The organism is Acinetobacter equi (assembly GCF_001307195.1).
In the GTDB taxonomy this organism is placed as follows: domain Bacteria; phylum Pseudomonadota; class Gammaproteobacteria; order Pseudomonadales; family Moraxellaceae; genus Acinetobacter; species Acinetobacter equi.
The window spans coordinates 2885811-2911536 of the sequence record NZ_CP012808.1 but is presented as its reverse complement, the minus strand read 5'-3'; the positions used below and the strand labels follow the sequence as shown (position 1 = coordinate 2911536).

Annotated in this window: 28 protein-coding genes and 1 tRNA gene; 19 read left to right on the top strand and 10 right to left on the bottom strand. The window is 35.8% G+C overall.

Translation table 11 applies throughout. From position 1 onward, the window contains the following. Positions 1–64: 64 nt before the first annotated feature. From AOY20_RS13705 to AOY20_RS13680, 6 genes are all read right to left on the bottom strand, one after another. Positions 65–988 (bottom strand): CysB family HTH-type transcriptional regulator, encoded by a 924-nt coding sequence (locus AOY20_RS13705; RefSeq protein WP_054582393.1) that lies wholly within the window; start codon positions 986–988, stop codon positions 65–67. A 44-nt stretch (positions 989–1032) separates the two neighbouring features. Further along, entirely contained in the window at positions 1033–2094 is a 1062-nt protein-coding gene (locus AOY20_RS13700; protein ID WP_054582392.1) for a sulfate/molybdate ABC transporter ATP-binding protein, read from the bottom strand. Positions 2095–2105: 11 nt separating this feature from the next. Beyond that, positions 2106–2993: a sulfate ABC transporter permease subunit CysW gene (cysW, locus tag AOY20_RS13695; protein ID WP_054582391.1), complete on the bottom strand. Its 888-nt coding sequence runs from the start codon at positions 2991–2993 to the stop codon at positions 2106–2108. Then, the gene (cysT, locus tag AOY20_RS13690) at positions 2990–3823 is read right to left on the bottom strand and encodes a sulfate ABC transporter permease subunit CysT (RefSeq protein WP_054582390.1); all 834 of its coding nucleotides are present in this window, start codon (positions 3821–3823) and stop codon (positions 2990–2992) included. Before cysT ends, cysW begins: the two co-directional genes overlap by 4 nt. 77 nt (positions 3824–3900) lie before the next feature. Beyond that, complete coding sequence (locus AOY20_RS13685; protein ID WP_054582389.1) at positions 3901–4509, bottom strand: RBBP9/YdeN family alpha/beta hydrolase; 609 nt, start codon at positions 4507–4509, stop codon at positions 3901–3903. 27 nt (positions 4510–4536) lie between these two features. After that, positions 4537–5547: a sulfate ABC transporter substrate-binding protein gene (locus AOY20_RS13680; protein ID WP_054582388.1), complete on the bottom strand. Its 1011-nt coding sequence runs from the start codon at positions 5545–5547 to the stop codon at positions 4537–4539. A gap of 162 nt (positions 5548–5709) precedes the next feature. Between AOY20_RS13680 and pabC the strand changes: the two genes are divergently transcribed. Genes pabC through tmk form a run of 3 tightly spaced genes read left to right on the top strand, consistent with a single transcriptional unit; the run spans position 5710 to position 8196 of the window. Then, positions 5710–6519: an aminodeoxychorismate lyase gene (gene pabC / locus AOY20_RS13675; protein WP_054582387.1), complete on the top strand. Its 810-nt coding sequence runs from the start codon at positions 5710–5712 to the stop codon at positions 6517–6519. 3 nt (positions 6520–6522) lie between these two features. Next, positions 6523–7581: an endolytic transglycosylase MltG gene (gene mltG / locus AOY20_RS13670; RefSeq protein WP_054582386.1), complete on the top strand. Its 1059-nt coding sequence runs from the start codon at positions 6523–6525 to the stop codon at positions 7579–7581. Positions 7582–7590: 9 nt separating this feature from the next. Next, positions 7591–8196 carry a dTMP kinase gene (gene tmk, locus AOY20_RS13665; protein WP_054582385.1) on the top strand — a complete coding sequence of 202 codons (606 nt, stop codon included), beginning with the start codon at positions 7591–7593 and terminating at the stop codon, positions 8194–8196. A 78-nt stretch (positions 8197–8274) separates the two neighbouring features. Here tmk and nadB read toward each other — a convergent pair whose 3' ends face one another. Beyond that, positions 8275–9909, bottom strand: coding sequence for an L-aspartate oxidase (gene nadB / locus AOY20_RS13660; protein WP_162490450.1), 1635 nt, complete (start codon positions 9907–9909; stop codon positions 8275–8277). Positions 9910–10132: 223 nt separating this feature from the next. Here nadB and AOY20_RS13655 point away from each other — a divergent pair, with 223 nt between their 5' ends. The 10 genes from AOY20_RS13655 (at position 10133) to AOY20_RS13610 (ending at position 19423) form a co-directional block, all read left to right on the top strand. Beyond that, a complete protein-coding gene (locus AOY20_RS13655; RefSeq protein ID WP_054582383.1) occupies positions 10133–11518 on the top strand; it encodes a Do family serine endopeptidase in 1386 nt (461 codons plus the stop codon). A 115-nt stretch (positions 11519–11633) separates the two neighbouring features. Further along, on the top strand, positions 11634–12092 hold the full coding sequence (locus AOY20_RS13650; RefSeq protein ID WP_054582382.1) for an acyl-CoA thioesterase: 459 nt from the start codon (positions 11634–11636) through the stop codon (positions 12090–12092). A gap of 173 nt (positions 12093–12265) precedes the next feature. After that, positions 12266–14083, top strand: a complete 1818-nt coding sequence (gene lepA, locus AOY20_RS13645; RefSeq protein WP_054582381.1) for a translation elongation factor 4 — start codon at positions 12266–12268, stop codon at positions 14081–14083. Positions 14084–14105: 22 nt separating this feature from the next. Then, on the top strand, positions 14106–14933 hold the full coding sequence (gene lepB / locus AOY20_RS13640; protein ID WP_054582380.1) for a signal peptidase I: 828 nt from the start codon (positions 14106–14108) through the stop codon (positions 14931–14933). 394 nt (positions 14934–15327) lie between these two features. Next, a complete protein-coding gene (gene rnc / locus AOY20_RS13635) occupies positions 15328–16029 on the top strand; it encodes a ribonuclease III (RefSeq protein ID WP_054582379.1) in 702 nt (233 codons plus the stop codon). Beyond that, positions 16026–17054 (top strand): GTPase Era, encoded by a 1029-nt coding sequence (gene era / locus AOY20_RS13630; RefSeq protein ID WP_054582378.1) that lies wholly within the window; start codon positions 16026–16028, stop codon positions 17052–17054. The genes rnc and era overlap by 4 nt, the downstream gene beginning before the upstream one ends. 30 nt (positions 17055–17084) lie before the next feature. Further along, positions 17085–17282 carry an NF038104 family lipoprotein gene (locus AOY20_RS13625; RefSeq protein ID WP_054582377.1) on the top strand — a complete coding sequence of 66 codons (198 nt, stop codon included), beginning with the start codon at positions 17085–17087 and terminating at the stop codon, positions 17280–17282. Positions 17283–17290: 8 nt separating this feature from the next. Next, positions 17291–18004, top strand: coding sequence for a DNA repair protein RecO (recO, locus tag AOY20_RS13620; RefSeq protein WP_171250456.1), 714 nt, complete (start codon positions 17291–17293; stop codon positions 18002–18004). A gap of 13 nt (positions 18005–18017) precedes the next feature. Further along, positions 18018–18743 (top strand): pyridoxine 5'-phosphate synthase, encoded by a 726-nt coding sequence (pdxJ, locus tag AOY20_RS13615; RefSeq protein ID WP_054582375.1) that lies wholly within the window; start codon positions 18018–18020, stop codon positions 18741–18743. 26 nt (positions 18744–18769) lie between these two features. Beyond that, positions 18770–19423 (top strand): MiaE family protein, encoded by a 654-nt coding sequence (locus tag AOY20_RS13610; protein WP_054582374.1) that lies wholly within the window; start codon positions 18770–18772, stop codon positions 19421–19423. Positions 19424–19541: 118 nt separating this feature from the next. Here AOY20_RS13610 and AOY20_RS13605 read toward each other — a convergent pair. Further along, positions 19542–19617, bottom strand: a tRNA-Asn gene (locus AOY20_RS13605). A 250-nt stretch (positions 19618–19867) separates the two neighbouring features. Here AOY20_RS13605 and AOY20_RS13600 point away from each other — a divergent pair. The 4 genes from AOY20_RS13600 (at position 19868) to AOY20_RS13585 (ending at position 23615) form a co-directional block, all read left to right on the top strand. Next, positions 19868–20317: a hypothetical protein gene (locus tag AOY20_RS13600; RefSeq protein WP_054582373.1), complete on the top strand. Its 450-nt coding sequence runs from the start codon at positions 19868–19870 to the stop codon at positions 20315–20317. A gap of 495 nt (positions 20318–20812) precedes the next feature. Continuing rightward, the gene (locus AOY20_RS13595) at positions 20813–22135 is read left to right on the top strand and encodes an NCS2 family permease (protein ID WP_054582372.1); all 1323 of its coding nucleotides are present in this window, start codon (positions 20813–20815) and stop codon (positions 22133–22135) included. 63 nt (positions 22136–22198) lie between these two features. After that, positions 22199–23200 (top strand): adenosine deaminase, encoded by a 1002-nt coding sequence (locus AOY20_RS13590; RefSeq protein WP_054582371.1) that lies wholly within the window; start codon positions 22199–22201, stop codon positions 23198–23200. Positions 23201–23267: 67 nt separating this feature from the next. After that, entirely contained in the window at positions 23268–23615 is a 348-nt protein-coding gene (locus AOY20_RS13585) for a hypothetical protein (RefSeq protein WP_054582370.1), read from the top strand. A 65-nt stretch (positions 23616–23680) separates the two neighbouring features. Here the strand turns inward: AOY20_RS13585 and AOY20_RS13580 are convergent, their stop codons facing one another. Continuing rightward, on the bottom strand, positions 23681–24235 hold the full coding sequence (locus tag AOY20_RS13580) for a cytochrome b (RefSeq protein WP_054582369.1): 555 nt from the start codon (positions 24233–24235) through the stop codon (positions 23681–23683). Positions 24236–24431: 196 nt separating this feature from the next. On the opposite strand from AOY20_RS13580, the gene AOY20_RS13575 reads away from it, so the two are divergent. Together AOY20_RS13575 and rnhB are read left to right on the top strand one after the other, a co-directional pair. Further along, positions 24432–24773, top strand: a complete 342-nt coding sequence (locus AOY20_RS13575; protein WP_054582368.1) for a hypothetical protein — start codon at positions 24432–24434, stop codon at positions 24771–24773. Positions 24774–24822: 49 nt separating this feature from the next. Continuing rightward, on the top strand, positions 24823–25395 hold the full coding sequence (rnhB, locus tag AOY20_RS13570; protein ID WP_054582622.1) for a ribonuclease HII: 573 nt from the start codon (positions 24823–24825) through the stop codon (positions 25393–25395). Positions 25396–25463: 68 nt separating this feature from the next. Here the strand turns inward: rnhB and csrA are convergent, their stop codons facing one another. After that, a complete protein-coding gene (csrA, locus tag AOY20_RS13565; RefSeq protein ID WP_054582367.1) occupies positions 25464–25715 on the bottom strand; it encodes a carbon storage regulator CsrA in 252 nt (83 codons plus the stop codon). Positions 25716–25726 lie beyond the last annotated feature (11 nt).

Below are 25726 nucleotides of genomic sequence, written 5' to 3'. Positions count from 1 at the left end.
ACATTAAAAAAGGCTATCTTTTGATAGCCTTTTTTATATACTAAAATTTAGAATAAAGTGTAGCTTAGTCTTCAGGATATGCCATTTTTTTCAAAACTCTGATATCTGTTTTTGGCGAGCATAGAGAAATAAACTCATATCCATAACCACGTAACAGGTGTCCTTTACGGACAGCAATCCAAGTGGTATTTTCACCAAAAATATCAGTTTCAATTTGCTTTAAGCGATAATCACGTTCAGGATCGTAAGCAAGATCATTTACGATACCAACACCCATACCAAGTTCAACATAGGTTTTAATAACATCAGCATCAAGTGCGGACATTACAATATCAACACTTAATCCTGCATCTTCAAAAGCTTTGTCGATTTTTGAACGACCTGTAAAACCACCGTGATAGGTGATAATAGGATATTCAACAAGGTCTTCTAAAGTAATATTTGCTTTTGAGTTTAATGGATGATGTTGCGGTGTAATAATACTATGTTGCCAATTATAATAAGGAACACTTGCCAGATTTTCTTCAGTTGTTAAAGACTCTGTTGCAATACCAATATCAGCTTCACCGCGTAATAGCATTTCTGAAATTTCAATTGGGCTTCCTTGTTGTAAAATCAGATGAACTTTTGGAAATTCTTTTTTAAACTGATTCACAATAGGGGGTAACACATAACGCGCTTGTGTATGTGTTGTTGCAATAGTTAAGGTACCTTCATCAACTCGATTAAAATCATCTGATAAACGTTTAATATTGTCCGCGTCGACCAACATTCGTTCTACGATTCCGAGCAAAGCCTGTCCTGGTTCAGTTAAGCCCAATAAACGTTTACCTTTACGAATGAATAGCTGAACACCTAACTCATCTTCCAAGTCTTTAATGTGTTTACTCACACCAGATTGAGATGTATAAAGTGCCGCTGAAGCTTCGGTAAGATTAAAGTTCTGCCTAACTGTTTCTCGAATAATTCGTAGTTGTTGGAAATTCATACCCTGTGTTCCTTAAGGGATGGGGGGAAGCCCCCATCAAAGTCTTATGCGACTTGGTTTTCAAATAAATGCAAGTTGGTAGCACTTAACCAAACTGTTTGGTTTGGACGGAATTGATGTAATCTAGATTCTTCAGGTGTTAAAGAAATTTCAATTAAATTACCTTGGCGGTCATTAAGCTCAGCAACCACTTTTCCAGCAATCCATACTTCACGCAAGAATATTGCTTGAATAGCATTTGGTTGAGGTTGTGCATGAATATGTAATTCATTTGGTCGTGCAAATGCAATCACATCACCTTGTGGTAGATTTTGCGCATTTGGAAGCTGAATACGGTCTTCACCAATTTGAATAATACCGTTATGGTTAATTCCTTCAAAACGATTCGCCTGACCTAAGAAGTCAAATACAAAAGGTGTTGCTGGTCTTTCATATACTTCACGAGGTGAACCAATCTGTTCAACGTCACCTTTGTTCATGACAACAATTTGATCGGCAACTTCTAGTGCTTCTTCTTGGTCATGTGTTACAAAAATAGAAGTGATATGAAGTTCATCATGCAAAGTACGTAACCAACGACGTAATTCTTTACGAACCTTGGCATCAAGTGCACCAAAGGGTTCATCAAGTAATAATACGCGTGGTTCTACAGCTAGAGCACGTGCAAGCGCAATACGTTGACGTTGGCCACCCGATAATTGAGCAGGATAACGATCTGCCAAAAATCCAAGTTGAACTAAATCAAGCAAGCGAGTTACGCGTTTTTTAATCTCTGCTTCAGATGGGCGAGTTGAACGAGGACGTACGCGTAAACCAAAAGCAATATTGTCAAATACCGTCATATGACGGAAAAGCGCATAATGCTGGAAAACAAAGCCAACTTCACGTTCACGTACATGAACATTTGTTGCATCTTGTCCTTCTAAAATGACTTGTCCACGATCTGCAGATTCTAAGCCTGCAATAATACGTAAAAGTGTTGTTTTACCACAGCCAGATGGACCAAGTAATGCCACCAATTGACCATCTGGAAAATCAAGAGAGATGTTTTTAAGTGCATGGAATGCACCAAAGTGTTTTTCAATATTTTTAACTTGAATACTCATGAGGTCATTCCTTAAGAAACTGTTGAATCTTCGTTACGTTGATCTTGCTTTTCTTGGCGTGCTTCAACCCAAGTTTTTAAGATTAAAGTAATGATGGCAAGGAAAGCTAATAGCGAAGACACTGCAAATGCTGCACTAAAGGTATATTCGTTATAGAGAATTTCTACATAAAGAGGGAGTGTATTGGTTTCTCCACGAATATGACCTGACACGACAGAAACAGCACCGAACTCACCCATTGCACGAGCATTACAAAGAATGACGCCGTAGATTAGACCCCATTTGATATTTGGGAGCGTAACTTTCCAAAAGGTTTGCCAACCTGAGGCACCTAATACGATAGCAGCTTCTTCTTCTTCTGTACCTTGAGCTTCCATAAGTGGAATAAGTTCACGTGCAACAAAAGGAACGGTAATAAAAATCGTTGCAATCACAATAGCAGGAATTGCATATAAAATTTTAATATCGTGATCGAGTAACCAGCCACCAAACCAGCCTTGTGTACCAAAAATAAGGACAAGCATTAAACCTGCAATAACAGGTGACACTGCAAATGGTAAATCAATAATCGTGGTTAAAATAGATTTTCCACGGAAATTGAATTTAGCAACAGCCCATGCTGCTGCAACACCAAATACCACATTTAATGGTACTGCAATAGCTGCTGTTAATAGAGTGAGCTTAACTGCAGATAATGTGTCTGGCTGTACAAGTGCATTAAAGTACACATTCATGCCTTGTTTAAACGCTTCTACAAATACTAAGATTAGTGGAAGGATTAAACAGCTTAAGAAAAAAATCAGTGCAATAACTAATAAAGTAATACGTACCCATGTTGGTTCACGTGTGGCATCTCTAGATTGCAATTTTTTCGCAAGTGCATTTGCATTAATATTCATCGAGCAGATCTCCCTGTACGACGGCTTGCCCATGCTTGTAGTAAATTAATTAAGAACAAGATTGCAAATGAAATTACAAGCATTACCACAGCAATCGTTGTCGCAGCTGCATAATCATATTCTTCTAAACGAGAAATAATCATCAATGGTGCAATTTCTGTTTTAAAAGGTTGGTTGCCTGCAATGAAAATAACTGAACCATATTCACCTACGCCACGTGCGAACGATAATGCGAAGCCTGTAATTAATGCAGGAAGCAAAATTGGGAAAATAATTTTAGTCACAATTTGAAGGCGATTAGCACCTAATGCAGATGCGGCTTCTTCAAGTTCAGTTTCTAAATCACTCAATACAGGTTGAACTGTACGAACAACGAATGGTAAACCAACAAAAATTAAGGCTAAGGTAATACCAATAGGGGTATAAGCGACTTTAATTCCCATAGGTTCTAAGTATTGTCCAATCCAACCTGTAGAAGCATAAAGAGAAGTTAAGGCAATGCCTGCAACAGCTGTTGGTAGGGCAAAAGGTAAATCGACTAAAGCATCAACAATACGTTTGCCTGGGAAGGTATAACGAACTAAACACCAAGCCAAAAGTAGTCCAAAAATTACGTTTACAAGTGCAGCAATAATTGCAGCACTAAAACTTAATCTTAAAGATGCCAAAATACGCTCTGAAGATAGAATTTCCCATAATCCATCCCATCCAATACCAAGTGATTTAATAAACACTGCAGATAAAGGAATAAGAACAATTAGGGATAAATACGCTAGGGTAAAGCCTAGAGAAAGACCAAATCCTGGCAGCACTCGGGATCGCTGCGACATGATTACTCCTCAAAGAGAGAATGCTGACAAAATTTGCCAGCGAAAATGAAATTTAAAACAAGCATAATTTGCGTGATTCAAAAAGCAAATTTAAATAAATACTTGCTGTCATCAGAAATATTGATATGTTGCATAGTCTTTTCTGAAATTAAATAATTTAATATTTCAGGAAAAGGACCAAATCCAGAAGCAACATTAATATGACCAACTTGACCTAGATTTACTGGTGATAAATGCCAAGCCTTTGTAAGTTCATTTGCATCTTCAAAACTTAACCAAGGATCATTTTCACTAATGATAAGTGTGGCAGGAACTTGAATTTTTAACTGCTGAAAATAAGTGAGATAATTATTAGATTGCGAGGTTGCAAAACCACTTTCACTAAAACGCGCAGGATTTGCGGGTGCAACTAATACAATATTTTTCACTTTAAGGTTCAGCTCTGAATGCTGTGCTAAGGCAGCAACTGTAGTTAAACAACCAAAGCTATGAGCCACAATTTGAATATCATGACTTTGAATGGCTTCTAAAGTCTTTATACATTCATTTACCCAAATTTGAAGAATTGGTAAATTCCAATTTTTTTGCTGTACGCGAGAGCAGCACATGAGTTGCTGTTGTAACCATGATTGCCAATGGTTAGCTTCACTACCACCAACACCAGGAACAATTACAGTATGTGTCATGTGCTTACTCCTTAATTCTTCAATTAATTATTTACCGCTATTCGCTGCAACAATTTTGTCAAACACGCCACCATTTTCGAAATGTTCTTTTTGAACTTTATCCCAGCCACCAAATTCTTGGTCAATTGTGACTAATTTGAGTGGTTTAAAGGTTTTTTGATATTTTGCTAAAACAGCCTGATTTCTTGGACGGTAAAAATTACGTGCTGCAATTTCTTGTCCTAACGGTGAGTAAAGGAAGTTTAGATAACCTTTTGCTAAGTAAAGATTACCTTTTTTCTCTGCATTTTTTTCAACAACAGCAACAGGTGGTTCTGCTAAAATAGAAAGAGACGGTGTCACAATTTCAAATTTACCAGGCTGTTCACGTAAAGCGAGATGTGCTTCATTTTCCCAAGCCAATAGAACATCACCAATACCACGTTCAGCAAATGTTGTTGTAGAGCCACGTGCACCAGAATCGAGTACTTTTGTATTTTTATAGATTTGACGTACAAATTCTTGTGCTGAAGCATCAGTGCCACCAGGTTGGTTTTTAGCATATGCCCAAGCTGCTAAATAATTCCAACGAGCCCCACCTGATGTTTTTGGATTAGGTGTAATAATTTCTACATCTGGTTTAACTAAATCATTCCAATCTTTAATCCCTTTGGGATTACCTTTACGAACCAAGAAAACAATTGTTGATGTATAAGGTGTGGAGTTATCTGGTAGTTTCTTTTGCCAATCTTTAGGGAGTAGTTTTGTTTTTTCTGCAATTGCATCAATATCTGCTGCGAGTGCTAAGGTCACTACATCTGCATCTAATCCGTCAATTACAGCACGAGCTTGTTTACCTGACCCACCATGAGATTGTTTGAAGTTAATTTTTTGACCTGTGCGGCTTTCCCAGTATTTACCAAAATTTTTATTAACGTCATCGTACAATTCGCGTGTAGGATCATAAGAAACGTTGAGGAAGTCCTTTGCTGATGCAGTAAATGCAGTTGCTGAGATGAGTGCTGCAAGTACCCCGAGTTTTAATTTTGAGAAATCCATGTGTGCCTCAAATTTTTAAATGCTTTATAAGATGTGGCAAGAATAACGCTAGTTGCTTTTTCAAAAAAATAATAAAAAATGAATTTTATATGAATAAAAAAGAAATAGAAAGTTGTGAATTTTTACCTAAAATAAGCAGTGAAATAAAGGAATGAATTTCAGATGAAATGTTTTAAAAATGCATTAGAAACAGATTATATTTCATTAATAGACCGTGCATTTCATTATGGTGATGGCTGTTTTAGTACTGCACGTATACGAAATGGACGGATTGAGTTACTTGATTTACATCTCGCACGTTTAGCTTTAGCATGTGAAAAACTATTTTTAAAATTTGATGTTGAATTAATAGAAGCAAGTTTAAAGCAGATTAATGCACAAGAATTAGTAAATGGAATACTTAAAATTGTCATTAGTCGTGGCAATGGGCAGCGTGGTTATAGCTTACCTGATCATGATGCAGATTTATGGGTTTATTATTACCCAAAGCAAACAAATGATTTTCAGCCAGAATTTATTCAAGCTGGAATTTTAGCTCAGCGTATGGGATTTAGTATGCCGAATATTGTTGGGTTAAAAACGTTAAATCGGCTTGAACAGGTTTTATTAAAAAAAGAAGCAGATGAAAAGGGTTGGGCTGAAGCAATTGCTTGTGATCTTCAAGGGAATATTGTTGAAGGGGTGAGCAGTAATTGTTTTATTCGTATAAAGAATAGATGGATTACACCAGAACTTCGTTATAATGGCGTTCACGGAATTATGCGTGCAGAAATTTTGCGACGAATGCAGCAATACAATATAGAATGCGAGCAAAGTTCGATTCATATTGATGAAATTGAAAATATTCAAAGTCTATTTTTCTGTAATGCTTTAAATCCAATGAAAATTGTTACGCAGCTTGATCAGCAAAGTTTAGATTCGCAAGTATGCGTTGATCTTTTTAACTCTCTCCATTTAAATCAGATGTCTTAATTTATGTCTACGCCTAAAACTCACCCAAAAGCCAAGAAAAAAAGCAATAAAGCCCAAAGTCAGTTTTCTTTAAAAAAATATTTAATTGCGTTCATTACGTTAGTTATTGTTGTTGCGTGTGTGTTATGGAGTAGTTTGTTTAAAAGTTATCCTGTAGAGGGTAATAAGCAAATGCTTTCAATTGGTCAGGGCGATACTTATTCTAGATTTATTGATCGTTTAGCAAAAGAAGATAAAGCAAGTTTTCCACTTGTTTTAAAGTTGTATCAGAAATTTTTTATTCATGACACGATGAAAGCTGGTGTTTATGAAATTCCAAAAGGAACTAGTATTCGCCAAGTTTTAGAAATGGTGTCTAATTCGGATAATGCACAATTAAATCGTATTTTGGTGATTGAAGGTACAACGTTTAAAGATTTGATCAATAACTTGAAAAAAGATGATTTGGTTACACATGAGGTGAGTCATTTATCTGATGAAGAGTTATTAAAAGCTTTAGATATTCCGTTGAATCATCCTGAAGGTTTATTTGCTCCAGATACATATTTCTATGCAAAAGGTGAGTCAGATAAAAAAATCTTAAAAGACTTATATAGCCGACAAATGAAAGCTTTAGATGAAGCTTGGGAAAATAGAGCACCAGATTTACCTTATAAAGATAAATATGAAGCACTCATTATGGCTTCAATTATTGAAAAAGAAACCAATGTAGATGCTGAGTTAGAGCAAGTATCTGGTGTATTTGCACGTCGTTTAAAAATGGGGATGCGTCTACAAACAGATCCGACTGTAATTTATGGTATGGGCGATAAATATAAAGGTAATATTACGCGTAATGATTTAAGAACCCCAACTGCATATAACACTTATACAATTTCTGGTTTACCGCCAACACCAATTGCATTACCAAGTAAAAAAGCAATTGAAGCAGCATTACATCCAGACAATTCAAATAATATTTATTTTGTTGCAACAGGCAATGGCGGTCATAAATTTAGTTCAAATTTGCCAGATCATAACCGTGCAGTTCAAGAATATTTGCAAGTGTTAAGATCGAAATAAGGAGTGAGCATGTTTATTAGTTTTGAAGGTACAGAAGGCGTTGGTAAAACGACGCTTATTCAACGTATCTATGCTCATTTAGAGCAACAAGGGAAGCAGGTTGTTCTGACACGTGAGCCGGGTGGAACACCAATGGCTGAACAAATTCGATCATTACTTTTGTCAGTGAACCATGAAGAAAGTATGTGTAATGATACTGAATTGTTGTTGATGTATGCAGCACGAGCTCAACATTTGGCACAAGTTATTGAACCTGCATTAACTCAAGGTCAAACAGTTCTATGTGATCGTTTTACTGATGCAAGTTTTGCTTACCAATGTGCAGGACGTGGTTTAAGCCAAGAAAAGCTTGAATTATTAAATGATAATTTTGTTTCTCGTATGCCAAATTTTACTTTTTGGTTAGATGCACCTATTGATATTGGAATGAATCGTGCGCGTGAACGAGGTGCTCTTGATCGTTTTGAACAAGAGAAGTTTTCATTTTTTGAAAAAGTTCGTTCTGGCTATGAGCAATTATGGCAAAAATATCCTGAACGTATTAAACGTTTAGATGCAACGCAAACACCTGATCAAGTATTTGCACAAGCTTTGGCTTATTTAGACGCTGTATAATTTGAAAAGAGATTGGTTTGTATTAAAACCAATCTCTTTTATTTTAATAAGATTAAAATCAATTTAAACGAAGTGTTATTAAGCATTAATCGGTTCTTTTTGCACACTAAAATTGTGTGGCATGAGAACCGTTCTTTTGAGTTCAGAAACTTGTTCAGGATAATCTAGCGTGAAGTGTAAGCCACGAGATTCTTTGCGTTGTAAAGCACATTGAACAATCATCTCGGATACCATTACTAAATTACGCAGTTCAATTAAATTCTTACTGACTTTGTAGTCTTGATAATATTCATTAATTTCATTTTTGAGCATTTCAATACGGTGTAATGCGCGTTCTAATCGTTTGGTTGTTCGTACAATTCCTACGTAATTCCACATAGTTTGGCGCAGTTCATCCCAGTTTTGTAAAATAACGACATCTTCATCAGGATGATTGACTTGAGTATCATCCCAAGCAGGAACAGAAGGAATGTGATAATCAGCATCAAATTGAGATTGGATATGTTTTGCAGCAGCCATTCCATAAACAAAACATTCTAAAAGGGAATTGCTCGCCATTCGATTAGCGCCGTGCAATCCTGTATATGATGTTTCGCCAATGGCATATAAGCCTTGAATATCAGTTTGGCTATGTTGATCAACCATAACTCCACCACAAGTATAGTGTGCGGCAGGGACGACAGGGATCATCTCTTTAGTAATATCGATGCCAAGTTCTAATAAGCGTTGATAGAGTGTTGGAAAATGCTCTTGAATAAAATCTTCAGATTTATGTGTGATATCTAACCAAACATGGCGAATACCTAAGCGTTTAATTTCATAATCAATTGCACGTGCGACAATATCACGCGGAGCAAGTTCTGCACGTTCATCAAATCGAAGCATAAAGCGTTCGCCATCAGGTAAACGTAAATAGGCACCTTCGCCACGCATTGCCTCTGTTATTAAAAATGAACGTGCTAGAGGATGATATAAGCATGTTGGATGGAATTGGTTAAATTCCATATTGGCAACTCTACAGCCTGCTCTATAAGCCATTGCAATACCATCACCAGTCGCAATATCTGGATTTGATGTATAAAGATAAGCTTTCATTGCACCACCACATGCCAATGCTGTGAATGGGGCTAAGAAAGTATGCACTTTTTCTGTTTTTTCATCGAGTGCATATAGACCAATAGCACGCTTTGGACCTTCTAAATGTAGTTTTTCAGATGTGATTAAATCGATCGCAATAAAGTGTTTGAAGATGTGTATATTGTTTTGAGATTCAGCTCTTTCTACCAATGTGGTTGAAATAGCTTTTCCTGTAGCATCTGCTGCATGAATAATTCGACGATGCGAATGACCACCTTCGCGGGTTAAATGTAATTGTTCTTGGTCATCTAGAGTGAATTGAACACCTTGTTTTAGTAAAAAGTCGACGGATGCCTGACCACCTTCAACAGTTTGTCTTACTGCATTGAATTCACATAAGTGAGATCCTGCAATCATGGTATCATCAATGTGTTGTTCTAATGAATCAGTTTTATCTAGTACGGCTGCGACGCCACCTTGAGCATAATATGTGCTGGCATCTGTCAGATGGGATTTCGCAAGAATTGCAATTTTAAAGTGTTTGGGTAAAGACAATGCGAGTGTTAAACCAGCACCGCCACTTCCAACAATAATGACATCAAACTGATGAGAAGAATTTGAATTAGGCATGTCCATTTGCTAATTTTTAGAAAAAGTTTATTAATAACAACGGTTTTTTTTGAAAAATGCAAGAGGAATTCGGCTAAAATACATAAAAATAATGAAGGTTTGGTAACGAAAAGTATATTAAATGCATGTTTTATCGTGATTTGAAACATAATCAGCATGTAAGGTATATACTTTTTGTGATAAATATCAACTTGTTTAAATTTAGAAAAATTTTGAGTGAATTGTGTATATGAATAATACTGTTTTTAAAAAATGTATATATACGGCTGCAGTAACGATGGTGGCTGTACAAGCACAGGCGGGTTCACCTGTAGACTTTTCTAATTTGGTGGAAAAAGTTGGTCCTGCTGTTGTGAGCGTGAATGTTGTTAAAAAATTATCTGAAGAAGAGCAACTTCAGCAACAAATTCCAGATATTTTAAGACGTTTCTTTGGAAATCAGGTGGTAATTCCACAAAGACAAATTCCGCAAGAAAAAACAGGTTACGGAAGTGCATTTTTTATTAGTAAAGATGGTTATTTACTCACAAATCACCACGTCATTGAAAATGCTTCAAAAGTGACAATTATGTTGAGTGACCGTCGTGAATTAGATGCGACTGTTGTCGGTAGTGACCAACGTACAGATGTTGCATTACTGAAAGTTTCAGGAAAAGACTTTCCTGAATTAAGTACAGGTAATGTTGATACCTTAAGAGTCGGTGAACCAGTACTGGCAATTGGTTCACCATTTGGATTTGACTATTCAGCATCTGCTGGGATTGTTAGTGCCAAAATGCGTAATATGCGCGGTGAAACGACTGTTCCATTTATTCAAACAGATGTTGCATTAAACCCTGGTAACTCAGGTGGACCATTATTTAATACCAAAGGGGAAGTGGTTGGTGTGAACTCACGTATCTTTAGTGGTACGGGTGGATACATGGGCTTGTCTTTCTCTATTCCAATAGATGTTGCGATGGATGTTGCAGACCAATTAAAGAAAAATGGTAAGGTAACTCGTGCATATTTAGGTGTGGGCTTACAAGATGTGGATCGCACTTTGGCTGAAGCTTATAAATTACCGAAGCCCGAAGGTTCTTTAATTACACAAGTAACACCTGATTCACCAGCAGATAAGGCTGGTTTACGATCAGGTGATGTGATTTTAAAATTAAATGGAATGCCAATTTCAAGTACGGTAGAATTATTTACGTATTTAAATCGTGCAGTACCTGGGCAGACTTTAGATTTTGAAATTTTAAGAGATGATAAACGTCAAAAGAAATCGGCAACTTTAAGTACAGCACCTGATGATACTCCAGCAAAATCTTCGACTGCGAATAAAACAGGTGATGGACCTATTCTAGGTGTTTCAATTCGTGAATTATCACCTGCGGAATTGGCTCGTTTGGAAGTAAAAGGTGGTGTTTTAATTCAAGATGTTCGTCATGGTGGTCTTGCTGCGACAGCAGGAATTATGCCTGGTGATGTAATTGTTCAGTTAAACAATACTGAAATTAAAAATGCAGAACAATTTGTTGAAGCTGTATCTCAATTGAAAAAAGGTTCTGTTGCACGTGTTACTTTAATCCGACAAGGTAATCGAGCTATTGTTGGAATGAGAATTTCATAAGTTATATTTTTAAATTAAACCGCTGGTAACAGCGGTTTAATTTTTTAATGTGAGATTAAACAAAATTACGTAGACTAATAAATTAAAATATTGTGGTGTGGGATAGAGCATTTAAATGACGGATGTATTTGATTTAGCGCTAAAGATAGAACCTCAACATATTGATATTTTGGGGCACGTAAATAATGTGATGTATGTTCAATGGATGCAGGATGTTGCATCGGCACATATTGAAAAAATTGGATTAGGATTAAAAGAATATTTGAAATTAAAGCATGCAATGGTAGCGGTTGAGCATCATATGCAATATAGAAAAGCAGCTTTTGAAGGCGAAGACATTATTTTGAGAACATGGCTTGATGATATCAATGCTTTGTATTCATTTCGCCAATATGCCTTTTATAGACCAAAAGATAGAACTATCCTATTTTTAGCAAATACAAAATGGGCATGTGTTGAAATTGCAACAGGGAGACCAAAGCGCATGTCACCGAGTTTTACACAAGCATATCAGCCACTAAAATCTGATGTAAATCCTTTTGATTTTGAAAAATATCATACAGATATCATCTAGTTTCATAGGTATTTATAAAATGTGGATTTTTATTTTTGTGGGGATTACTAAAAGTAGATCATTATAATGAATACTTTGAAAAAACCATCTGCTATAATCCTTCGCAATTCTATTTCGGTTTTTGCTAAGCTAATTTTTTGATGCTTAGCATGTTTATGTTCTTAAGGTAGCCCATGGCGCAAGCAAAAAAATCTGTTGATATTAACAACATTCGTAACTTCTCGATTATTGCGCATATCGATCATGGTAAATCGACTCTTGCCGATCGTTTTATTCAAACTTGTGGTGGTCTGCAAGATCGTGAAATGCAAGCACAAGTTCTCGATTCTATGGAGTTAGAACGTGAGCGTGGTATTACGATTAAAGCCACTTCTGTGACGTTATATTACACACATCCTAATGGTCAAGAATATCAATTAAACTTTATTGATACACCTGGACACGTTGACTTTTCATACGAAGTTTCTCGTTCTTTGGCCGCATGTGAAGGGGCGTTACTTGTTGTTGATGCTGCGCAAGGTGTAGAAGCTCAGTCGGTTGCTAACTGTTATACAGCAATTGAACAGGGCTTAGAGGTTCTTCCAGTTTTAAATAAAATTGACTTACCTCAAGCAGAACCTGAGCGTGTAGTTCAAGAAATTGAAGATATTATTGGTGTGGAAGCAACAGATGCACCAACATGTTCAGCAAAAACAGGTTTAGGCATTGAAGGAGTACTTGAAACTTTAGTCAATGTTATTCCTGCACCAAAGGGTGACCGTGAAGCACCATTACAAGCTTTAATTGTCGACTCATGGTTTGATAATTACTTAGGCGTTGTTTCTTTAGTTCGTATTAAAGAAGGTCGCGTGCGTAAAGGCGATAAAATGTTGATGAAATCGACTGGTCAAACGCACATCATTACATCTGTGGGTGTTTTTAATCCTAAGCATACAGAAACTGATATTTTAGAAGCTGGTGAAGTAGGCTTTGTGATTGCAGGTATTAAAGATATTTTTGGTGCGCCAGTTGGTGATACCATTACACTTGCAACAACTCCTGAAGTAGAAACCTTACCTGGTTTTCAAAAAGTAAAACCACAGGTTTATGCTGGTTTATTCCCAATTGATGCAAGTGAATTCGAACCGTTTCGTGAGGCATTACAAAAACTTCAAATTAATGATTCAGCTTTATTTTTTGAACCAGAAAGTTCAGATGCTTTAGGCTTTGGTTTTCGTTGTGGCTTCTTGGGTATGCTGCATATGGAAATCGTACAAGAGCGTTTAGAGCGTGAATACGATTTAGATTTGATTTCATCTGCACCAACAGTAATTTATGAAGCTGTTATGAAAAATGGTGAGACAGTTTATATTGATAGTCCATCAAAAATGCCAGATGGTTCAACGGTTGAAGATTTACGTGAACCAATTGCTGAATGTAATATTCTTGTACCACAAGAATATTTGGGTAATGTGATGACTTTGTGTGTTGAGCGCCGTGGTGTTCAAAAAGACATGAAATTCATGGCTAACCAAGTAGCAATTACTTTTGAAATTCCTATGGCAGAAGTTGTGATGGATTTCTTTGATAAATTGAAATCTTGTTCACGTGGTTTCGCATCTTTAGATTATAATTTTGTTCGTTTTGAAAGCTCATCACTTGTAAAAGTTGATGTTTTAATTAATGGGGAGAAAGTTGATGCGTTAGCAATGATTTGTCATCGTCAAGATGCGCGTCATCGTGGTATTGCACTTGTGGAAAAAATGAAAGATTTGATTCCACGTCAAATGTTTGATGTTGCAATTCAAGCTGCGATTGGTGCTCAAATTATTGCACGTTCAACAGTAAAAGCGATGCGTAAAAACGTATTGGCTAAGTGTTACGGTGGTGATGTTTCGCGTAAGAAGAAACTTCTATCGAAACAAAAAGAAGGTAAGAAACGCATGAAGCAAGTGGGAAGTGTTGAAATTCCACAAGAAGCGTTCCTTGCAGTATTGAAAGTAGAAAGATAAGAACACAGAGGTCATTTAGTTCATGGATTTTGATTTTAATTTAATTCTTGTACCTGCAACGATTATATTATTTGTCGTGTGGTTATTAGATAAATTGGTTTTCAAGGAAAGAGAATCAAAAGGTCGTGGGAACGAAAAAGCAATTATTCGATGGGCTTATGACTTCTGGCCAGTTTTAGCTGTTGTAATGTGTTTACGTTCATTCTTATATGAACCATTTAATATTCCTTCAGATTCTATGGTACCTACTTTAGAAACTGGTGATTTTATCTTGGTAAATAAGTTTGATTACGGTGTTCGTTTGCCTATCATCAATAAGAAAATTATTGATGTGGGTGAGCCTGAACGTGGTGATGTGATTGTTTTTCGTTATCCAGTAGAACCAAAAATTAGTTATATTAAACGCGTTGTTGGTGTTCCCGGAGATCATATTGTTTATGATCATGGCCAGTTGATTATTAATGGTAAAAAAGTACCAAAAGTACCTTTTGAATTTAGCCGTGAAAAAGATAAATTTGACACGCCAACTTCACTTTATTTTAAAGAAACATTGGGTGATCATACATTTACAATGCGTGAGCTTGAAAATGTAAATGTTGCCAGCCAAGCACCATATTTGAACTCTTTGGATAATGGTAAATATGCATATCAGAATGGTCTGTATTGGGAAGTTAAAGTTCCTGAAGGGCATTATTTTGCGATGGGTGATAACCGTGACCAAAGTGCAGATAGTCGCTTCTGGGGTATGGTTCCTGAAGAGAATTTAACTGGTAAAGCATTCTATATTTGGATGCATAAAGAACCTGGATTTAATCTTCCATCATTTAGCCGTAATGGTAGAATTGATTAATATTAAGTGATGCTTGAAAGAGTAGAGCTTTATTTCTAAAAATGTAGAAATACATTAAGAAATGAACAGTTAAAATAGATTTCATATACTGTAATGCTAATTGCAGTATATGATTAGCTTGTTCTTACGAAGAGATAAGTAATTTTTAAAATCGAAGTTTTATCACACGCTATTTTATCGATAATCGAGTGTTGGTATGCGGTATTTTAAAAATATCAATTGTTTGAAATGTTATACATAAACGAATGATGAATTTGTTTATGCATGACATTTACGATTTACAGATTAAAAGAGTGCAATTGTTTTAAGACTTAGCATTTGTAGGAATAAGTACGGAATATAGTGCTTAAAATTAGGTGCTATATGAATTTGGTATTTAAATTCGAGAAATGTTTTGAACAAAGCTCATTCCAAGCTAAATGAAGTGCGTTTAGCAAGTCGTATTGGTTATCAATTTAAAAATCCTGAATTATTGCAGTTAGCCTTGACGCATCGTTCTGTGAGTCATAAGCAGAACTATGAACGTTTAGAGTTTCTCGGCGATTCCCTGTTGGGTATGATCATTGCAAATTATCTTTATCAATCTTATCCAACTGAAAATGAAGGTCGGCTAACACGCATGCGTGCAACTTTAGTTCGTCAAGAAGCTTTGGGAAAAATTGCTAATGATTTAAAGCTTAGCCAAAACTTAATCTTAAGTACTGGTGAATTAAAATCAGGCGGTCACCATCGTGAATCTATACTTGCAGATACAGTAGAGGCAATTATTGGTGCAATTTATGTAGATTGCGATGATTTAAATCTCTTACGTTCAATTGTTTTAAAATGGTATATACCTTATTTAGATCATATTGAACCTACAGATCAACTAAAAGACCCGAAATCGAGATTACAAGAGTATTTACAAGCGCGTAAAAAGCCTTTGCCTCTTTATGAGGTTGTAGATATTCAAGGTGATGCCCCAAATCAACACTTTACTGTAGAGTGTATGGTTGAAGGTCTCACTGTAATGAAAGGTGAGGGCACAAGTCGTCGCTTTGCTGAGCAAGCAGTTGCGGCAGATATTTTAAAATTATTGGAGAATCAGTCTAAATGACTACTCATTCCGATCACATCGATGCTGATCACGAGTCGCAAGGCGACACTAATGACTTAATTAGTCAATTCTTTAGTGCACAAGGCACTGAAATTCCATCAGATTACCGTAGTGGTTTTGTGGCGATTGTTGGTCGTCCAAACGTAGGTAAATCTACGTTAATGAACCATATATTGGGTCAAAAACTATCTATTACTTCACGTAAACCACAAACAACACGTCATAAAATTGTGGGTATTGATTCACGTGAAAAGTCTCAGGCAGTATTTGTTGATACACCGGGGATGCATAAAAAAGAAGTACGTGCTATCAATAAAATGATGAACCGTGCTGCACATTCTGCACTTCGTGATGTAAATTTGGTTTTATTTGTAGTTGATGCTCAAAAATGGACTCAAAATGATGAGCTTGTTTTAGAGAAATTAAAAAATGCAGACATGCCAGTTATTCTCGTGATCAATAAATTAGATACATTTGAGAATAAAAATGAAGCATTACCATTGATTCGAGAACGTGCAAAATTAATGAATTTTGCTGAAATTGTTCCTGTTTCAGCTTTGCGTGGTGCTAATTTAGATCACTTGCGCGATACGATTGCAAAATATTTACCATTTCAACCACCATTGTATTCACTTGATCAATTAACGGATCGTTCTGAACGTTTCTTAGCTTCAGAAATTATTCGTGAAAAAATCATGCGTCAATTGGGTGAAGAACTTCCGTACGATTTAACAGTTCAAATTGAATCTTTTAAAACAGAAGATGCGACTTTGAATGAAAAAACAGGTCGTATGAAGCCTACATGTACGTATATTGATGCTACAATTTTTGTTGATCGCTCAGGACAAAAAGCCATTGTAATTGGTGAAAAGGGTTCTAAGTTGAAAAAAATTGGTATGGATGCGCGCGTGGATATGGAAAAAATGTTCGAGCAGAAAATCATGCTTACACTTTGGGTAAAAGTGAAAGGCGGTTGGTCGGATGATGAACGCGCACTTAAAAGTTTAGGATATAGTGATATCTAAGATATTCACATTCTATGGACAGGAACTGTAATGAATAAAGTTTTCGTTGTACTTGCATCAATGTTGATGTTGCAAGGATGTATTACAAAATTGGTTACCGTTCCTGTTGGTATTGCTTATGATGTAACGAAAGGTGCTGTAAAAGGTACGGTGGCAGTTGTTGATGCGGTAATACCAGATGGTGATGATGAAGATGATAAAAAAGAGAAAAAGAAAGATAAGGAATAATTTAATTAATCATGCGCAATGAATTACTGCATGGTTATTTAATTCACCATCGAAAATATCGAGATCGTAGCCATATTGTGCACTTATTTACACAAGAGCATGGTCGTGTCGATGGGATTTTAAGACAAACTCCTCCACCGCAATATCAACCTATTGCTTTACAGGCAACAGGTAAGTCAGAACTTAAAAATTTTAGTAAACTTGAAATTGTGAATCAGCCAATTTTCTTTTTTGGTGATGCCTTTTTTTCAGGCTTTTATTTAAATGAAATTTTACTGCGTTTATGTCCATTAGAAGTGGAAATGCCACAAACTTTTCAACAATATGCGAAAACTTTGCTAGATTTACAGCAACTCAATCAACAAGAAAATCAAAATCAATTTTTAAAACATTCATTACGTTTATTTGAACACGAATTATTGGAAGAGTTAGGTTATCCACTAGATTTTTCATTAGATTCAAATCAAGAGCCAATTCTTGAAAATCGTTATTACCAATTTCAACTCAATGATGGATTTTTACCTGTTATTCAGCCATCACGTGCAAGTTTGCTTGGGTCGCAAATTTTAGCCATGTGTGATTACGAAAAAGGTAGGGAATTCTCTTCAGAGCAGTTACAATTATTGTCTAAATTGTATCGGCAGATGATTACTTCTTTATTGGGAGATCGTCCTTTAAAAAGCCGTCAGTTGTGGATTCAAAACACTCAATCAAAAACGTAGTTAGGAAATTATTATGGCTGCTTTACTCGGTGTAAATATTGATCATGTGGCAACATTACGTCAAGCACGTGGTACGACATATCCAGATCCAGTAAAAGCTGCATTAATTTGCGAAGAAGTAGGTGCTGAAGGAATTACTTTGCATTTACGAGAAGATCGTCGACATATACAAGATGATGATGTGCGTCGCATGCGTCCATTATTAAAAACACATATGAATTTGGAAATGGCAGTTACCAATGAAATGGTTGAGTTTGCTAAAGAAATTCGTCCGCAACATGTGTGTTTTGTACCTGAAAAACGTCAAGAAGTAACCACAGAAGGTGGTTTAGATGTGCTTGGGCATTTTGATGATGTTAAAAAGGCAACTCAAGCATTAGCAGAGATTGGTTGTGAAGTGTCATTGTTTATTGATGCAGACTTTGCACAAATTGATGCAGCAGTTGCATGTGGTGCTCCAACGATTGAGTTACATACTGGTGCATATGCAGATGCAGAAACAGTAGAGCAACAACAATATGAGTTAGATCGTATTGTTAAAGGTGCTGAATATGCAGCAGCGAAAGGATTAATTGTAAATGCAGGGCATGGTCTAAATTTGGAAAATGTTGCTCCAATTGCAGCTATCCCACAAATTCATGAATTAAATATTGGACATTCAATTATTGCGGAAGCAGTATTTGTAGGGCTTCCTGAAGCAGTGAAACAAATGAAAGCAGCAATTAAAGCGGCTCGTTAATTAAATTTTTTATTTTAAGATGAATTATGTCGACGATTGATTATGATGAACTCATGAAGCCAGTCATTGGCTTTTTGGGTTGTGAAACTCCCAAAGCGTGGTTAGATGAAGCACTTAATAACCTCGATGTTTTAATGCAAGATCATGCAAACTGCGAGAAAAAAGCCGCAGGTACAGCCATGAATCTGATGTTTCGTTATAGTTTCTTTACAGATTTACAAGTGAAGTTAGCACAGCTTGTTCGTGAGGAAATGTTGCATTATGAGCAAGTTCTTGAGTTTATGAATAAACGTGGTCAAGAATGGAAAGGCTTAAGTGCGGGTCGTTATGCTGGTGGTTTGCGTAAAGAAATTCGGACATATGAGCCTGAAGCACTTATTGATGTGTTGGTGATAGGTGCTTTTGTTGAAGCGCGTTCTTGTGAGCGTTTCTATGCACTTGCACCATTGGTTGATGATGAGCTTGGGCGTTATTACCGTTATCTATTAAAGTCTGAATCACGCCATTATGAAGATTATTTGGCATTAGCATTAGATGTGGCAAAAACAGCGAAACTCAAAAACCCAGAAGAAGACATTCAGGGGCGTATAGAGCATATTCGTCAAGTCGAAAAAGAGTTGATTGAAACACCTGATGAATTATTTCGGTTTCATAGTGGTGTACCTGTTGCGGCAGCATAATTTTATTTTTTAATAAAGTCCTCCTTTAATAGGGGGATTTTGTTTTTATAAGTTTGATAATATTTTCTATTGATAATAAAAAAGCCCAAGTCTGATTATGCTTGGGCTTTCTTTAATTTGGCTCTCCCACCTGGGCTCGAACCAGGGACCTGCGGATTAACAGTCCGTCGCTCTACCGACTGAGCTATGGGAGAATCTGAGTGCGATTATAAGGGGATTTTGAAAAGGGTCAATAGAAAATGGTCATCTATCTGTATTTTTTTATTCGAATGTTGAATATTTAGACAAAATAATTTGATGTATATAAAAAATGTAATGAATGCTTGAAATCTTAAAAATCAATTGTTAGTCTAATTGCAACAACAGAGCGTTTGGGTGAAAGCCTAAACAGTGTGGATTTAAACCAACTTGCCAGCACTAAAATGGCTAAACAGGAGTAAGCGAATGAATACGCTATCTGTCTCTCAGATTTTTTCAAACCTCCCATACTATCAAGATCAATATCTTGGTATTTTGCAAAATCCTGAATTGTATTTTACGCCAGTTGAAGATGCTTACTTGAATATTCGTTTTTTAAAGAATAAACAATTGTATCTTGGAGATTTATTACAATTGTGGTTTTCAGAAAAATGGGTCTTTAATCCAAATAATAAATTAAGTTTTACTCAGTTTTTTTCTAAATTGATTCCACCTACAGATGCGAATTTATATCTGATTTCAATTGAGGGAAATGCAGTTTCAGGTCGTAATAAGTGCAAAGCCTGGTGTTTGACTGAGCAAAAAGTCATAGAAACTCATTTAGATGCAGTTTTACCGTATTATTGTTATTTTGAAAGTATTCCTCGTCCATTGATTAGTTTTTTATCTTCGCAAAAAGAAAAATTGCCTGTATAAAAGAGTATGGGAAACATCTTAATTGAGATGTAGATGGATATCTGGAGTTTATATCAGAGCATTGCTTTAAAGTTTAGATTCCTTTTAGTGCAATGACCATTTAAGTAAAAAAAGATGTTTACATTCCTTTATTGAAGAAAAGGGTGGTTTAAAATTAAGTTTAGTATAAAAAAATATCAGATTAGTTAATCATTAATTAACAAAATATGAAATTTTTAAAAGGCCATTGTGTTATAATTTTTAAATCAACAAAGCTAAATCACGATATTTTATTGAACTAAATATCGGCATGAGTAAAGGCTAAAAGCTGCAACTACAATGTGCAGCTTTTTTATTTCCTTTGAGTGAATTTTTGAATATAAAAATTTTCAATGGTTTCATGTTTTTGATTTGGCTTTGCAAACTGGCATATTCGTTGCTATGAAATTGTAAATTTGAATTGAAAAATACTTATTTTTCTGAATTTACACTGAGTTTACTTATAGGGGCTAGGTCATGACGACTCCTAATCCATCTTCAGAGAATTTGCTAGAACGGTTGTTTAAGCTGAGCGAAAATAAAACAAGTTTTCGTACAGAAGTTTTAGCGGGTGTAACAACATTTTTAACGATGTGTTACATCATTATTGTTAATCCAATGATTTTATCCGAAACAGGGATGGATCACGGAGCTGTCTTTGTAGCAACCTGTTTAGCAGCTGCTATTGGTTGTTTTGTTATGGGGCTCATAGCAAATTATCCAATTGCACTTGCACCAGGTATGGGATTAAACGCGTACTTTACATACTCGGTTTGTTTAGGCATGGGTGTACCATGGCAGACAGCATTAGCGGCAGTCTTTATTTCTGGTTGTGTGTTTATCGCAATCAGTATGTTTAAAATTCGAGAAGCCATTGTAAATGCGATTCCAATGTCACTGAAGTTGGCAATTGGTGGTGGTATTGGTCTGTTCTTAGCGCTTGTGGCACTTAAAAATGCTGGAATTATTGTTGATAATCCAGCAACTTTAGTTGGCTTGGGTGATTTAAAACAGCCTTCGGTCTTGCTTGCATTATTTGGCTTTTTACTTGTAGTCATCATGCATCAGTTTAAAGTGCGTGGTGCGATTATTATTAGTATTTTAGTTGTGACAGCGATTGCAACTTTGATGGGCTATAATGATTTTAAAGGTGTTGTAGGTGAAATTCCATCTATGGCTCCAACATTCATGCAAATGGATTTTACTGGTCTGTTTGAAGCGAGTTTGATTGGCGTTATTTTTGTTTTCTTCTTGGTTGATTTGTTCGATTCTACAGGAACATTGGTTGGTGTTTCTCATAGAGCAGGTTTACTGAAAGATGGCAAATTACCTCGCTTAAAGAAAGCACTTTTTGCTGATTCTACGGCAATTGTAGCGGGTGCTGCTTTAGGTACATCATCAACAACACCATACATTGAATCATCTGCTGGTGTTGCAGCAGGTGGGCGTACGGGCTTGACTGCAATTGTTGTGGGTATTTTATTTATTGCATGTTTATTTTTAGCACCGCTTGCCCAATCCGTTCCGGGTTTTGCAACTGCTCCAGCATTATTATTTGTTGGTGTGTTGATGATTCAAGGTATTATTCACATCGAGTGGGATGATATTACAGAAGCTGTACCTGCATTTTTAACCATTATTTTTATGCCATTTGCATACTCAATTGCTGATGGTATTGCGATGGGCTTTATTAGCTACGCATTAATTAAATTGCTTACAGGAAAGGCGAAATCTGTACCTTATATGGTTTGGATTGTTGCAGTACTTTGGGCATTAAAATTTGCATTGTTTGGTGGCTAAACCATCAAGCAATAAGCAAAGGGTGTAAACTTTGTTTATGCCCTTTTTTATTTTGAGGACAATATGAACCAAATCGAATTAATTCGTGCAATGCCAAAAGCAGAATTGCATGTCCATATTGAAGGCACATTTGAGCCAGAGTTAATGTTTCAAATTGCTCAGAGAAATCAAATTGAATTACCTTACAAGTCTGTAGAAGAAATTAAACAAGCTTATAACTTTCATAATTTACAATCATTCTTAGATATCTATTATGCAGGTGCTAATGTACTCATTAAAGAACAAGATTTTTATGATTTAGCTTGGGCATATTTTGAAAAATGTGCAGAAGATAATGTGATTCATACTGAAATGTTTTTTGATCCACAGACTCATACTGATCGTGGTGTGGCATTTGAAACTGTTATTCATGGTTTGAAAAGAGCATGTGATGATGCACAAACAAAGCTCAATATTAGTTCGCATTTAATTATGTGCTTTTTACGCCATTTAAGTGAAGAAGCAGCATTTGAAACTTTAGAACAAGCATTACCTTATAAAAATTTAATTATAGGTGTAGGGCTTGATTCAAGTGAATTAGGGCATCCACCCTCTAAATTTGAGCGTGTTTTTGCAAAAGCGAAAGCAGAAGGTTTCTTGCTTGTTGCTCATGCGGGTGAAGAAGGGCCAGCTGAGTATGTTTGGGAAGCATTGGATTTATTGAAAGTAAATCGAATTGATCATGGTGTGCGTTCGGAAGAAGATGATGTGCTAATGCAACGTTTGATTGATGAGAAAATGCCACTTACTGTTTGCCCTTTGAGTAATTTAAAGTTGTGTGTTGTTGATGATATGGCACAACACAATATACGTCGTTTACTTGAAAAAGGTGTACATGTCACTGTGAATTCAGATGATCCATCTTATTTTGGTGGATATATGAATGATAATTTCATTGCTATTATGGAAGCGTTAAACCTTGATAATGATGAGCTTAAGAGATTAGCAATTAATTCATTTGAGGCATCATTTATTTCCGATGAAATGAAAAAAGTATATATTGATCAGGTAAATAGCTTGAAGTAGTTATTTTTATTGAAATGTTGTATGATAAATATACAGTAAAGTCGCTGTTTATTTATCATCAATGTATATGCAAAATCAATTGGTAGCTGTCATGGGTCGAATTGCATTGTTAGGATGGGTAATCCTTTCCGCAAATGCATTTGCTGCACCTGCTGGATCAAAAAGTGTAGAATCTGTGGTTGAGATGCAGTGCCTTAGAGAAGTGAATGACTCTAAAGTTTGGCGTAACGCATTAATTATGAAATCTCCGCAAGAGCAAAGTGCAACAAAAAGGGCAGTTTGCCAATGTGTGAATAAAGATATTGCACAAAATGCATCTATAAAGGCAATTACAGATGTTGATACACAGAAAGATATTATTTCTAAAGCAGTGCTTAAAAGTTTAAGAAAATGTACGCAAGAAATATTAGATTAATTTTAATTTAAGCACGTAAATGGAAAAGTCTACTTTGTGATTAAAGTAGACTTTTTATTTGATTTTTACTTAGGTTGTTTAGTCATACTATTTAATACGTTATCTTTATCTATAAAATGATGCTTCAATGCGGCGATAAAATGACCAACTATTAGTAAGCCTGCAGCCCAAGACAACCAAATATGCAGAGGCTTCACAACAGCAAGTATTTCAGGGTTTTTATCAATTAATGCAGGAATATTAAATAAATAAAGTACAGGTGCTGGATATCCGGCACTCCAACTAAATAAGCAACCTGTAATAGGTAATGCAAGCAACATGAAATAAAGAGCAAGATGACCTACATGAGCCATCTTTTTCATCATGGGTGACATTGTTGATGGAAGTGTTGGAATAGGGTTGGTATAGCGCCAAAAAATGCGAATCACAACTAAAAAGATAATGAGTGTAGCAATATTTTTATGAAGTGAGGTGATATCACCTTTGAAGCTACCATTTACTTCATAGCTTAGAAAATTGCCACTATAAAAACCGAGAAGCCAAACAAAAATAAAGATGAGAGCCATAATCCAGTGTAAATATTGGGCTGTTCGTGTGTAGTGTTCTGTTGGTTTTTTCATTTTTTAAGATTATTCGATTATTGATTGATTATGTTATAAGTATTTATTTTGAAAGAAAAGATTATATGTGGAACGTTTCGTTTGTATAATGAAACAGTTAGCAAGTTGAGTGGGATTATATAAAAATCAAATAAAATATTTCTTAATTAATGATATTTAGGCAAAATATACCTCTTTTATTATAGGCTGAAAGGCATTGAAAAAAATAACTTTACTATTGTCTGCATTGATTTTAACTGCTTGTGCAACGGGTACGAATAATTCATCAAGTTCTCAAATTGGACAAATTGCTTTTAAGAAAGCTGTGAATGCAAAATGTTCTGCTGAATTAGATACATATGATGTTTGGCGTGTGGGAACGAAACTTATGACTAAATCGCAACAAAAAGCGGTAGAGAAAGAGGTCTGTAGCTGTGTCACGCAAAAAGCGCCATATAATGCTGCAAATGCTGTGGTAAATTCGAATAGTTATAATGCTATGGTTGCAAATGCTGTAGCTGGTACTATTAATTCATGTTTAATTCAATCTTTTAAATAATTTATTCATGGATTATTGAGAATATTTTGATGTGGTGGGATTTGAAATGATGAAAATTGCAGGTGCAGATGAGGCGGGGCGTGGTCCATTGGTTGGATCTGTTGTTGCGGCGGCTGTAATTTTGGATCCAAATAATCCAATTGAAGGATTAAATGACTCTAAAAAATTAACTGAAAAAAAGCGTGAAAAACTTTTTATTGAGATTAAAGAAAAAGCTTTGGCATGGGCAATTGCTGAAAGCTCTGCAGAAGAAATTGATGAAATTAATATTCTTCAGGCTTCTTTATTGGCGATGCGTCGTGCTGTTGAAAAGCTGAATATTCAGCCAGATCATGTGCTTGTGGACGGAAATAAAATTCCACAAGGTTTAATGATGAGTTGTGATGCGATTATTGGAGGGGATGCTTTACATCCTGAAATTTCAGCAGCAAGTATTTTGGCGAAAGTTACACGAGATCATGCAATGATTGAACTTGATGCTAAATATCCACAATATGGTTTTGCGAAGCATAAAGGCTATCCAACAAAGGCACATTTTGAAGCAATAGCTGAACATGGTGTAATTGCAGAGCATAGACGTAGCTTTGGTCCTGTACGCAAGGTCTTAGAGGCATTGGAATAATATTTTACTGAGTTTAAAAGGCAAATTTAAAGCGGCTAATAAGCCGCTTTATTTAAAAGATTTTAATTTTATCGATTAAAGTCTTTTTGGTAATTATCATCTTCAAAAGAAGGTTGATAATCTTGATCGATATGTTGAAGATGTTCATGCATAGCACGTTCGTGCTGAATACGTTGATAAATTTCTTCACGGTGAACAGATACTTCTTTAGGAGCATTCACACCAATACGTACCTGGTTACCTTTTACACCAAGCACAGTTACACTGACTTGATCCCCAATCATTAATGTTTCACCGACACGTCGGGTTAGAATCAGCATGTTTATCTCCT

Coding starts and splice junctions, on each gene's coding strand:
- AOY20_RS13705 (WP_054582393.1), bottom strand. CDS start 988: ATGAATTTCCAACAACTACGAATTATTCGAGAAACAGTTAGGCAGAAC.
- AOY20_RS13700 (WP_054582392.1), bottom strand. CDS start 2,094: ATGAGTATTCAAGTTAAAAATATTGAAAAACACTTTGGTGCATTCCAT.
- cysW (WP_054582391.1), bottom strand. CDS start 2,993: ATGAATATTAATGCAAATGCACTTGCGAAAAAATTGCAATCTAGAGAT.
- cysT (WP_054582390.1), bottom strand. CDS start 3,823: ATGTCGCAGCGATCCCGAGTGCTGCCAGGATTTGGTCTTTCTCTAGGC.
- AOY20_RS13685 (WP_054582389.1), bottom strand. CDS start 4,509: ATGACACATACTGTAATTGTTCCTGGTGTTGGTGGTAGTGAAGCTAAC.
- AOY20_RS13680 (WP_054582388.1), bottom strand. CDS start 5,547: ATGGATTTCTCAAAATTAAAACTCGGGGTACTTGCAGCACTCATCTCA.
- pabC (WP_054582387.1), top strand. CDS start 5,710: ATGAAATGTTTTAAAAATGCATTAGAAACAGATTATATTTCATTAATA.
- mltG (WP_054582386.1), top strand. CDS start 6,523: ATGTCTACGCCTAAAACTCACCCAAAAGCCAAGAAAAAAAGCAATAAA.
- tmk (WP_054582385.1), top strand. CDS start 7,591: ATGTTTATTAGTTTTGAAGGTACAGAAGGCGTTGGTAAAACGACGCTT.
- nadB (WP_162490450.1), bottom strand. CDS start 9,909: ATGGACATGCCTAATTCAAATTCTTCTCATCAGTTTGATGTCATTATT.
- AOY20_RS13655 (WP_054582383.1), top strand. CDS start 10,133: ATGAATAATACTGTTTTTAAAAAATGTATATATACGGCTGCAGTAACG.
- AOY20_RS13650 (WP_054582382.1), top strand. CDS start 11,634: ATGACGGATGTATTTGATTTAGCGCTAAAGATAGAACCTCAACATATT.
- lepA (WP_054582381.1), top strand. CDS start 12,266: ATGGCGCAAGCAAAAAAATCTGTTGATATTAACAACATTCGTAACTTC.
- lepB (WP_054582380.1), top strand. CDS start 14,106: ATGGATTTTGATTTTAATTTAATTCTTGTACCTGCAACGATTATATTA.
- era (WP_054582378.1), top strand. CDS start 16,026: ATGACTACTCATTCCGATCACATCGATGCTGATCACGAGTCGCAAGGC.
- AOY20_RS13625 (WP_054582377.1), top strand. CDS start 17,085: ATGAATAAAGTTTTCGTTGTACTTGCATCAATGTTGATGTTGCAAGGA.
- pdxJ (WP_054582375.1), top strand. CDS start 18,018: ATGGCTGCTTTACTCGGTGTAAATATTGATCATGTGGCAACATTACGT.
- AOY20_RS13610 (WP_054582374.1), top strand. CDS start 18,770: ATGTCGACGATTGATTATGATGAACTCATGAAGCCAGTCATTGGCTTT.
- AOY20_RS13600 (WP_054582373.1), top strand. CDS start 19,868: ATGAATACGCTATCTGTCTCTCAGATTTTTTCAAACCTCCCATACTAT.
- AOY20_RS13595 (WP_054582372.1), top strand. CDS start 20,813: ATGACGACTCCTAATCCATCTTCAGAGAATTTGCTAGAACGGTTGTTT.
- AOY20_RS13590 (WP_054582371.1), top strand. CDS start 22,199: ATGAACCAAATCGAATTAATTCGTGCAATGCCAAAAGCAGAATTGCAT.
- AOY20_RS13585 (WP_054582370.1), top strand. CDS start 23,268: ATGCAAAATCAATTGGTAGCTGTCATGGGTCGAATTGCATTGTTAGGA.
- AOY20_RS13580 (WP_054582369.1), bottom strand. CDS start 24,235: ATGAAAAAACCAACAGAACACTACACACGAACAGCCCAATATTTACAC.
- rnhB (WP_054582622.1), top strand. CDS start 24,823: ATGAAAATTGCAGGTGCAGATGAGGCGGGGCGTGGTCCATTGGTTGGA.
- csrA (WP_054582367.1), bottom strand. CDS start 25,715: ATGCTGATTCTAACCCGACGTGTCGGTGAAACATTAATGATTGGGGAT.